We start from the raw sequence: 738 nt of genomic DNA on the forward strand, positions 1-738 counted from the left end.
TCCGTCGTGGAGCATCAGCATAGAGTTTTACATGTATGCATTGTTGTTCGCTTCATATCGGTTTTCCGATCATTTAGAATCGGTTCTTGGTTTGTGATTGTTCTTTTGGCGTTTATTTTGATTTATTGCGAATCAGATATAGTGGTTATAGAGGTTCAGAGAGGGCTGTTCTGTTTTTTTTGTGGTGCGATGACGTATGTTGTTTTTTTAAAATCTCAAATCTCAAATCCCAAATCCCAAATCTCAAAGTTTTTGGCTAGTTTTGTTGAGCTTGCGCTTCTCGTTAGTGTTGTTTTTCTTACTCAGACAGACGTTGTATTCAAAAATATTATTGCTCCAGGACTATTTTGTTTGACGGTTTTTTGCTTTGCATTCGAAGCAGGAGTGTTCTCGAAAATACTTAAAGCTCGGTTATTTCAGTTTATTGGTAAGCGATCGTTTTCAATTTATATGACGCATGCTGGGGTATTGTTTATTGTCATTTCTCTTGCAATGGTGATTCAAAAGTTCACGGGTATCGAGCTCGCCCCGATGGTCGATGAAAAACGAAGTTTAAATTTTGGTGGGCCTGTTGAGAATAATGTTGCCGTCATTCTAGTGTTATTGCTTGTTGTGTTTTTTTCGAACTTTACATACGAGCAAATAGAGCTGAAGTTTAACAAAAAAAGTGGCTAAAGTTGCAGTGTATATGTATCGGTCAGCATTAGCTCGATTTCAATATACGAAGAATATCTTCTG

The 738-nt window shown here is 37.1% G+C and carries 1 protein-coding gene; it reads left to right on the forward strand.

From position 1 onward, the window contains the following. On the forward strand, positions 1 to 675 hold a 675-nt coding region (locus tag A3739_RS30645), incomplete at its 5' end, for an acyltransferase (RefSeq protein WP_231876984.1). Between the last annotated feature and the right edge of the window lie 63 nt (positions 676 to 738).

Source organism: Oleiphilus sp. HI0067, assembly GCF_001635735.1.